Here is a 10,637-nt window from a genome sequence, read left to right on the forward strand (position 1 = left end):
AGATTTTTTGTGTTAGGTGGTTGGGTGTTTTTTATGTAAGTTTCTCTTTTTATGAGTTTAAATTATGAATTTGCTGGAAAGTGTGAATATGGCTTTTGCAACTCTCGCTGCTAATAAACTCCGTAGCGGATTAACTATGTTGGGAATAATTATTGGCAATGCTTCAGTTATTAGTATGATTGGGATTGGACAGGGCGCACAGAATCTTGTGTTGGGTAAACTTGAGGCGTTTGGAGCAAATCAACTGACGGTATATAGCACTTTTGAAGATGATGAAGGCATGAAATTTCCTGATGCTCAATTGGTGTTATCAGATGCAGAAGCAATTAAAGCTCAAGTTCCTAGTGTTAGCAAAGTTGCGCCTATAGATGAGCAAAAAATGTCAATTAGTTTTAATAACAAGTTAACATCAACAACTGTTAAAGGCACTACGTTCGATTTGCTTGCTGTGCAGAATCTTACTCTTGTCACTGGCAGAATGTTTAACCAAATACAACAGCAAGAACAGGCTCAAGTTACTGTTTTGGGTGCAGAAACTAGTCGGAAACTTTTCGGCGATGAAAATCCTGTAGGGCAAGAAGTTCTCATTAATAATATATCGTTTCAAGTGATTGGTTTATTGCAATCAAAGGGTGCATTTGGTGGGGAGAATTCTGATCAAACTGCTATTGTTCCCCTCACAACATTTGCTAATAGGTTAGTGGGACGCAGATCAATATCTGATATTCCTCTCAGTTATATTTTAGTGACTGCCAAAAATAGAGATAGTATTCGCGCCGCAGGTTTTCAAATTACTAATATTCTGGCTCGACTACATGGGAAAAAAGATGTGGCTGTTTTTGCTAATAAGAAGTTTCAAGAATTGGTAGTTCAGGTAACTGGTGTTTTGTCATTATTATTGGCATTAATTGCGGCTATTTCTTTGTTAGTGGGTGGCATTGGTATTATGAATATTATGTTGGTTTCTGTGACTGAACGTACTCAAGAAATTGGGTTGCGTAAGGCAGTTGGGGCAACTCAGAATGATATTTTAGCGCAATTTTTAATTGAGGCAATTATTCTCTCTCTTTCTGGCTGTTTGCTAGGCATAATTGTAGGAGTTGGGGGAACTATGCCGTTAGCCTTCTTCACGCCTTTGACTCCTCAATTTCCTCTATATGCGATTGTTGTCGCCGTGGGAATATCCGGGAGTATAGGCTTGATTTTTGGTGTATTTCCAGCCCGACAAGCAGCAATGTTAGACCCAATTGTTGCCCTGAGAAGTGGGTGATTATTGAGATTTTTTACGTCACTCCTTCCAATTCCTCATCAGTCAAATCATATAACTTTCGCAACTTATCCAACTTATCTCCATCAGCTTGCCATAAACCGCGTCCCGATGCTTCCAACATTCTCCCCACAATATTTCTAAAAGCTTCAGGATTGGCTTTGCGTAATTTTTCCGCCATTTCTGGATCTAAAGCATAAGTTTCTGCGGCTTGATCATAAACCCAATCATCTTGAAAATCAGCAGTACCACCCCAACCAATTAAAGCCGTCATGCGTTGGGAAATTTCAAAAGCACCACCAGAACCTTGATTAGCCATTGCGTCAGCCCATTTGGGATTTAATAACTTAGTTCGGTATTCCATTCGCAATAAATCATCTAAATTGCGGGGTGTGGTGTCTTTAGAAAAACTTTCGACAAAACTGGCTTGTACTTTTTTTCCACTTTGCTTTTCGGCAGCTTTTTTCAAACCTCCCGTATTGGCATAATATTCCTGAATATCAGTTAAACCATATTCTACCGAATCTATTTCTTGAATAATGCGATCGCTAGTTTTTAATAATGTCTGCAATATTTCTGGTCTAGCTTGTCCTTTATCATTTCTACCATAACTAAAAACATTGCGACTTTCCCAAGTATCCCCCAACTCTTCGCCAGATTCCCAATTACCATCAACAACTCTATCATTAACCAAAGAACCAAAATCACCAGAGGGATTAGAAAACAATCTTGCGGAAGAATTTTCCACACCTTGGGCTTTTAAAATCAAAGCGTGTTTTCTAATAAAATTCATTTCCTCCGGTTCATCAATTTCCGCAGCCCGTTGAAATAAATCATCCAATAATTCAATGATATTCACAAAACTATCCCGGAAAATACCCGATAGATTTGCTAACACATCAATACGGGGATGTCCCACCTCAGCAAGAGGTTTTAAATCATATCTAACAATGCGTCCAGTTCCCTCCTTCACAGGTTCAGCACCCACCAATTCCAAGAGAATTCCCAAAGATTCACCCTTAGTCTTAATAGCATCCAAACCCCATAATAAAACTGCTACAGTTTCGGGATATTTCTTATTTTCATCTAAAGACTGAGAAATAATTTTCTTAGCAATTTCCTTACCCCGTGCAAAAGCAGCAGGAGAAGGCATTCTATAAGGATCTAAAGCATGAATATTCCTACCCGTAGGTAACACTCCAGCACCATCCCTTAACAAATCCCCACCAGGTGCAGGAGGAATAAACTCACCATTTAAACCCCTTAAAAGATTAGTTAACTCATCAGTAGATTGATTTAATAACCTTGTAATTTCCTCCTCCTCTCTGTGTTCTCTGTGCCTCTGTGGTTCGTTTCCAAAATAAGCATCCAAATACCCAGTTAACTCCTCCTGATTTGGTGCTTCACCTAAAACGTGTAAACCAGAAGAAAAAAGACGATTTTCGAGAACTTGGAGATACTCATACAACTTCACCAAATAATGATCAAAAGCGTGATTACTAAACATCCTCACATTTTCCGGCGTAAAGGGAATACCCAACCTTTTCGCATCATCAAAAGGACAATCCACCTCCAAACCAGTATCAACTATCTTTTTACAAATGCCTTCTTTTAACAGATAATTCTTTTCTGGATCTTCTCGATATTCAGCAATTAAATCGCGGATATTTACCAATTCCTTATACAAACCAGCGCGTCCATAGGGAGGGACATTGTGAGAAATTAACACACCATAACCGCGACGTTTGGCTAAAATTGATTCTGAAGGATTATTTGCGGCATAAATGTAGAGATTGGGCATATTTCCTAAGAGAATATCAGACCAAGAATAGCCAGTATTTCCTAATGGTGAACCTGGCAACCATTCTACCGTTCCGTGCATTCCAAAATGAACAACTGCATCAGCTTGAAAATCGTTTTGTAACCATTTATAATAAGCTGCATATTGAGGATGGGGGGTTAAATCTCTTTCAAACATTAACCGCATGGGATCTCCTTGAATTCCCAAAGGTGGCTGGACACCTATCCACACATTTCCTAATTGTACACCACCAATATTAAACTCGTCTCCATAGGTTTTAATGCCGCTACCAGTCAGATATTTCCATTGTTTTTCAATGCGAGATGTAAAAAGATAGCCTAACCATTTTTCTAATGTTCTAGCATTAACAGTTGTGATGTCTTTTATGTTATTTTCTACCAGGGGATTAATTTCATCCGCTGCTTTAATTTGGCGAATTAATTCTTCACCATCTTCGGGAATTTCACCAACTGTATAACCCTGTTCTTTCAGTGCATGAAGTAATTTAATTAAACTGCGAGGAACGTTTAATAATGCAGCAGTTCCTACAGCACCATAACCAGGGGGAAAACCATATAAAATAATGGCAATTTTCCGTTGAGAAATAGGTTTTTGGCGGAGAGAAATCCAGCTTTTAACTCTATTAGTTAATCGCTGTATTCGTTCAGGAACTAAATAAATTTGTTCCCCAACTAAACCACCGAGAGGAATTGTATCAATTGCGCCATCTAATTCTGGCAAAGCATATAAGACAACACTTTGCAGACCGCCTACGCCTTGCCTTGTCCAAGAATGAATGTCTTGAATTAATAAGGGTGCAGCGACGATATACGGGACATTTTTAGCTGTGAGAATGCGTTTAGCTACTTCCACCTGTCTTCCGGCTTCCATTGAACCAGCCGGACCACCAACCAGGGGAAAACCAATGGTAGAAACTATGGCATCAATTTTTACCGATTCTGCGGAAAGGGAAAGGGTTTCAATTTTACCTCTTTGACGTTCTTGGGTTTCGTAGTCGCTGGTCATCCAATCTCTAACGGCTACGTGTCCCTCTACACCGTTGATAAAGATGGGTAAGGGAGTCAAACCCGCTTTTTCAAAATAGCGGATTAGTTGGGGAATATAGGGCAATTTGGTGATGACGTGCTTTCGGTAAAGTAAAATACCGATGATTGGGGACTGGGTAATTTTATTCCTTTCTTTCTCCTGACTCCTGACTCCTGACTCCTGACTCCTTCTTTGATACCATTCTAAGTATGCTTTGGGTGATGTAAAAAATCCTTGATAATCAGGATGTAATAACCCCATATCGGGGGTTTCCATGGGTGGGGGTATATCTCCAACTTTTAAATCTAAGTATTTTTCCGCAATTGTCCAAAATAGGGAAGCGACGTTTTCTGAACCGCCGGCGTTCCAGTAACCATAGATAATTAACCAGTTACGAAGGTCTTGGACTTTTTGGACGGGGATGAATTTTAATAACTTTGGTCCGATTTTCAGGAAACTGATATAACCGGCAAGTTTGTCTTCTTCTTTACCGTTGCTGAATTTGTCCAGGATGAATTTAATGGGTTTGGGCATTCCTGCGGGTTTGTCACCAATCGCAAAAGCTCCTATTTTGGTTAAACTCATTAATTCCAGTGCTGACTCGAAAATGAGCCGGATAGGGATGTTAGCGACACGCTCCCGCAACCATACAACTTGGTCATAATCAAAGAGTAAGCTACCAAAGAATACATCTGCGTTTTTAAGTGCCGCTGCTACTTCCGTGCTATTGGTGGTAATATTGCGATCGCTAAATACTCGAATATCCAACTCTGGACACCGGGAATTAGCCAAATCAGCCGCTTTTCGGTACAAGTCCGCGTTAAACGATTCAAACCCAGCAATCAAGACAATGCGTTTCATTATGCTTTTGCTACGAAATATTTCTTTACATTGATCTTAAACATTTTTGGAGATTAATGGGGGAATCTCTACCTAGAGATTAAAATAATGTCTATGCTTTTTGGAACTATATTAACCAGTAGCAGACTCTTGGCATAGTAAAAAAGTCAATTAAGGAGATACAAATGAAATTCGGTATTGATATTGGTCACAATTGCCCTCCCGATAGTGGTGCAGAGGGAATTAAATCCGAAAATAAGTTAACAATGGAAGTGGGTAATAAGGTTATAGCTAAATTAGAAAATTTAGGACATACAGTAATTGCCTGTAAACCGAATAGTGCCAGGACAGTAAATCAATCTTTAGGTAGCCGGTGCGAAAAAGCCAATAGTAACCGAGTAGATATTTTTGTATCTATTCATTTTAATGCTTTTAATGGACAAGCTAATGGAACAGAAGTATTTGCTATTAGCGACGCTGGCAAAAAAGTTGCCCAAAAAGTATTAGATGAAATTGTCAAATTGGGCTTTTTTAATCGTGGTGTTAAAAGTGGCTCACATTTGTATGTTCTCAGAAGAACAAATATGCCAGGAATTCTTATAGAATGTTGCTTCATTGATTCTGCCAAAGATATACAACTATATGATGGTGAAACAATGGCTAATGCCATAGTTGCCGGCTTAACAGGTAAAGTAGCAAATACTCCTGTAAATCCTGTTCCTGGTGTGTCTATTCCTATTGCTGTTCCTGTTCCTAATGCTTCTGTAAATACTGTTATAGATGAAGAACAGAATAAAGATAAGAGCATTCTCCGACTACAAAAAGCTTTAAATCGGCTGAAAATTACTGATAAAAATAATCGGACCCTAGTCGAAGATAATAGCATGGGACAAGCTACATCTTCCGCAACGGAAAAATTTCAGAGAATTGTGGGAGTTTTACCCACAGGAATAGCAGGTAATACTACTTGGGATGCTATCAATCAAATATTAGCTAAACGAGTTGTGCAAGGAACTCATACTAGTGGTGTAATTATCAGATATTTACAATATCGTGTCGGTGCTGATCCTGATGGTATCTATGGTCCACAAACAGAAGCAGCAATCAAGAAATTTCAACAACAAAACGGTTTAACTGCTGATGGTATTATTGGGGCAATTACTTGGCAAAAATTGGTAGGTTAGATAAATTTTCATTTAATTTATTGATCCCTAATTCCTCAAAGAATACGACTGATAAATAGGGAGTAAATCTCCCTCTTCCTATCTGCGAAAATGCAAAATTGGCATAGCAAATAAACCCCAAGCCAAACCCGTAATCAAACCAAAAGGCGTAACAATATAATTATTAAAATCCCATAAACCGAAAATCTGCGCTGCTAACTCCAACGGATAAGCCATCATTAATACACTAGCAAAAGCCGCACCAGTCCAACCATATTGACTTAACCAAAAAACGCCTTTGCCATTAGTTAAACCATACAAAATCCGAGTCATCAATAAACCTGATACCGTTCCATAACAGCGCATACAAACCGCCATAATAAAAGGTGGAGATAACTCCAAACCCATAGTAGGCTGGGGACATACATGATTACCCATAAAGTAAATAATATCCGCAATCCCCGGAAGCAAAAACACGCCAGACGCAGCCAAAAAAGGAGCAAGAGGGGGACCAAAAACCATCCCAGCTAATAGGAAATCCGCAAAAAAACTCACCCAATTAACTTGTAACCCTCTTAACAAAACTACCCTTTCCATATTCTCTCTGTGTCCTCTGCGCCTCTGCGGTTCGTTTTCTGCAATTAGTATTATAGGGTAGAAAACACCCAAAATGATTATAAATCATCATCTGGATCTATCCCCATTGCCCGTAAACGTGCTGCTAATTGTGCAGCTTTAACTTCTGCTTTTTCAGCCCTTAATTTTTGTAATTGGGCTTCTTCTTGACCTACCAATAACAAATTACCATCTAAATCCCACCAGCGTAGCCAAAGTTGTTCAGGATTATTTAAGTAACTTCCTTGCCATAGTCCCAATTCTACAGCTAATGGCGCAATAGGATAATGTCCACGTTCGTTAGGCTGCATTTTTTGGTAAGCAAAATCCACCAAATGATAAACTTCTAATTTGCTATTATTCACTTCATAAATAGCATAGTAGGGAACGCGGATAATGCGCTCGTATACCCAGAATTTACCAGGTTTTTCACCTTCTTTTAAACCCGGTAGAGGAGTTGTATCTCTTTCTTCTTCACCATTACCACTAGCTAATTCTATAGCAATTAATGGAGGAATATATTCCCGCCATAAAACATAAGAACGGCGAATTTTACCTGCTAATTGTGGTGCTACATCAGGGACATAAAACCAGTCTGGTGCTACTGTACCTTTTTCTGGTGGTTCTGTTTCTCGCCAATAAATACCACAATCTTGACCTATACAAAATTGTCCATCGGGATGTAATATTTGTAAAGTTTGAATTATTGAATCTGTGATAATTATACTTTGAGGATGTTCTTGAAAGTTTTTCACGAAAGTACCATCAGACTCTGGTAGTTGAGTATGATCAGGAAACTGCGGTGGTATAGCAATATCAGCCAGGGTTTCACTCATACTGTTTAAAAGATTGCAGTTGTTAGTTTAGTATTATATCAGAGAACAGGAAGCGCGGAATTACTGAATATTGTATTATAAAGGTTATACAGTCATCTATCACAGTTTATGATTTGCTGCTTAAACCCAGATTGTTCCCAACCTATCAACCCTGATGATAACGAGTTTTGTCAAAGTTGCAGAACCCCGTTGATAGCATTATTAATCAATCGCTTTCGAGTATTGCGGGTGCTTTCTGCTGAAGGTGGTTTTGGGAGAACCTATTTAGCGGAAGATAGCCAGAAACTCAATGAAATTTGTGTAATCAAGCAACTTGCACCTAAACAGTCGGGAACTTACGCTTTAAAAAAAGCTACAGAATTATTTATTGAAGAAGCTAAACGTTTACAAGATTTAGGAGAACACCCGCAAATACCAACGCTGTTTGCTTATTTTGAAGATAATGGTTTTCTCTATTTAGTACAACAGTTTATTAAAGGGGAAAATTTATTAGATGAATTAGCACAAAAGGGAAAATACAAGGAAACCCAAATTCGGGAATTATTACTAGATTTATTACCATCTTTAAAGTTTATTCATGAGCGCCAGGTTATTCATCGGGATATTAAACCACAGAATATCATGCGCCGAGCCAGTGATGGTAAATTGGTATTAATTGATTTTGGGGCATCGAAACAATTAACTACCACAGTTCACACCCAAATAGGAACACGAATAGGTACTCATGGTTATAGTCCACTGGAACAAATTCAGCTTGGTGAAGCTTATCCAGCCAGTGATTTATTTGCTTTAGGTGCAACTTGTTTTCATCTTTTAACAGGGGTTCATCCTTTTAATTTATGGACAAGAAATGGTTTTAGTTGGGTGAATAATTGGCGACAACATTTACCTAGTCCTGTGAGTCAGGAATTGAGGGAAGTTTTAGATAAGTTGTTGAAAATTGAGATTCTAGAACGGTATCAATCTGCGGATGAAGTCATCAAAGATTTAAAAATTACTCCTACAGGTTATGTACCTCCAATAGCAAACAAAAATCCATCTTCGGGAAATTCTAAAACTAGAATAAATCGTATAATAGATCGTCGCGTTTTTATCTATGGAGGATTATCTTTAGGTGCTGTAACTGTTGCAGTTATAGGACAAAGTTTATTTTTTAGGAAGCAAAATCAAACTTCAATTTCAAATAACCTGAAAACCTTTAGTTTTGAAGTGGTCAGCACCAACGCAACCGGAAACATCATTAACCGACGGAATGAAAGCGCAAAATATTTCACAGAAGATTTGGGAAATGGTGTGACATTGGAAATGGTGGAAATCCCAGGGGGAACATTTATCATGGGTTCACCGGAAAACGAAGCAGGAAGGGATTCAGACGAAAGTCCCGAACATCAAGTTACTGTTCCTAGTTTCTTCATGGGAAAATATCAATTGACACAGGCACAATATCAAGCTATCATGGGTAGTAACCGTTCTAGATTCAAAGGCAATAATCGCCCAGTTGAACGAGTCAGTTGGAATGATGCAGTTAAATTCTGTGAAAAGTTAAGTCAAAAAACAGGAAAAAACTATAAATTACCCAGTGAAGCTGAATGGGAGTATGCTTGTAGAGCCGGAACTACTACACCATTTTATTTTGGTGAAAGTATTACCCCAGAATTGGTAAACTATGATGGTAATTACACTTATGCTTCTGCACCAAAAGGCCAGTATCGTCAACAAACCACAGATGTAGGTTCTTTTCCCCCTAACGCTTTTGGTTTGTATGATATGCACGGTAATGTGTGGGAATGGTGTCAGGATAATTATATAAATAGTTATAATAACGCGCCTACAGATGGTAGTGCCTTGACAGGGCAAAGCAGTACAAAGCTGCTGCGCGGTGGTTCGTGGGGCAACAATCCTGTAAATTGCCGTTCTGCTTATCGCACCTACAACGATCTCGACCTCAACGACCTCAATATTGGTTTTCGGGTTGTATGTAGTGGTGCGGCGAGGACTTAGTAGCCCTTTACACTCTTGCTCTTTTGCCCTTTTCTTTTCTTTCTCTTTTCCCTTCTTAACCCCCGCCGTTAGGCGGAAAAATAAAATTTTTTCTTTCGACAATAAAGCAGATTGTGGTGTCTTTGCTTAGGATAGCACACATTTTTTAAATTGTCAGAATCAGGATATCCAGGATTTAAGGATTTACAGGATGTTATTGATAAATTGCTGGTTTTCCTTTGCGTCTTTGCGTGAAAATGAATATTCAATATTGTCAGAATCAGGATTTCCAGGATTTGAGGATTTACAGGATGTTATTGATAAATTGCTGGTTTTCCTTTGCGTCTTTGCTGCTTTGCATCTTTGCGCGAAACTGAATATTGTCTGAATCAGGATTTTTGTCATGTCCATATTCCTATCCCTAAATTAGTTTAAATGAATTAAGTATTTATAATTTGTATTTTGAAAATTTTATGTTGAAAATCGTATATATTAACATTAATCATAAACTCTTAGGCTCTTCGGTACTTGTTATGCTAAATTATTTTTTTTAAATCCCAAGATCCTTGTTATATAAGGATTTTACATTAATTTATTGGTTATTTTGACAAATTTGGTATCAAAAACAATAAAATCCTTTATTTATATGGGTTGTGGGGTAAATAAACTCATATTTGGCATAACAGGTACGGAAGAACCAACTCTTAAACCCTAAAAACACAACTCAAACAAACATCCTGGAAATCCTTAAATCCTGGATATCCTGATTCTGACAATTTAATTTTATAATCTCATGAGTTTTGACAACGTTTGTAAACTACTAGCAGAAAAATATCCCTTTGATTTTGCTAAATGGTTACTTCCCCAAGAACCAAAAACCATCAAAGTCTTAAAAACCGAATTGAGTATAGAACCAATTCGCGCTGATTTTGTCACCTTCTTACAAACAGAAAATCGGATTTTACATATTGAATTTCAAACCAACCCACAATCTAAACCTCCAATTCCGTTTAGAGAGTTAGATTATTCAGTGAGAGGATGTTTGAAAACTTTTTCGTGTGGGATCTGACACCCGCAGATCCCCCTAA

The 10,637-nt window shown here is 38.2% G+C and carries 6 protein-coding genes and 1 pseudogene; 4 read left to right on the top strand and 3 right to left on the bottom strand.

The features are described from left to right. Positions 1–64: 64 nt before the first annotated feature. Positions 65–1,270, top strand: a complete 1,206-nt coding sequence (locus tag FJR06_RS12900) for an ABC transporter permease (protein ID WP_015080050.1) — start codon at positions 65–67, stop codon at positions 1,268–1,270. Between the two features lie 13 nt (positions 1,271–1,283). Here the strand turns inward: FJR06_RS12900 and bchH are convergent, their stop codons facing one another. After that, positions 1,284–4,976 (bottom strand): magnesium chelatase subunit H, encoded by a 3,693-nt coding sequence (gene bchH / locus FJR06_RS12905; RefSeq protein ID WP_168651568.1) that lies wholly within the window; start codon positions 4,974–4,976, stop codon positions 1,284–1,286. Between the two features lie 164 nt (positions 4,977–5,140). On the opposite strand from bchH, the gene FJR06_RS12910 reads away from it, so the two are divergent. After that, on the top strand, positions 5,141–6,139 hold the full coding sequence (locus FJR06_RS12910) for an N-acetylmuramoyl-L-alanine amidase (RefSeq protein ID WP_015080048.1): 999 nt from the start codon (positions 5,141–5,143) through the stop codon (positions 6,137–6,139). A 78-nt stretch (positions 6,140–6,217) separates the two neighbouring features. Here the strand turns inward: FJR06_RS12910 and FJR06_RS12915 are convergent, their stop codons facing one another. Both FJR06_RS12915 and FJR06_RS12920 read right to left on the bottom strand, forming a co-directional pair. Further along, positions 6,218–6,715, bottom strand: a complete 498-nt coding sequence (locus FJR06_RS12915; protein WP_015080047.1) for a DUF2085 domain-containing protein — start codon at positions 6,713–6,715, stop codon at positions 6,218–6,220. Between the two features lie 77 nt (positions 6,716–6,792). Beyond that, positions 6,793–7,569, bottom strand: a complete 777-nt coding sequence (locus FJR06_RS12920) for a Uma2 family endonuclease (RefSeq protein ID WP_168651569.1) — start codon at positions 7,567–7,569, stop codon at positions 6,793–6,795. Between the two features lie 108 nt (positions 7,570–7,677). On the opposite strand from FJR06_RS12920, the gene FJR06_RS12925 reads away from it, so the two are divergent. Both FJR06_RS12925 and FJR06_RS12930 read left to right on the top strand, forming a co-directional pair. Beyond that, positions 7,678–9,570 (top strand): bifunctional serine/threonine-protein kinase/formylglycine-generating enzyme family protein, encoded by a 1,893-nt coding sequence (locus FJR06_RS12925; protein ID WP_168651570.1) that lies wholly within the window; start codon positions 7,678–7,680, stop codon positions 9,568–9,570. A gap of 772 nt (positions 9,571–10,342) precedes the next feature. Then, a pseudogene (locus FJR06_RS12930) lies at positions 10,343–10,585 on the top strand (hypothetical protein); the annotation flags it as partial. Between the last annotated feature and the right edge of the window lie 52 nt (positions 10,586–10,637).

The organism is Dolichospermum sp. UHCC 0352 (assembly GCF_009711925.1).
In the GTDB taxonomy this organism is placed as follows: Bacteria; Cyanobacteriota; Cyanobacteriia; order Cyanobacteriales; family Nostocaceae; genus Dolichospermum; species Dolichospermum lemmermannii.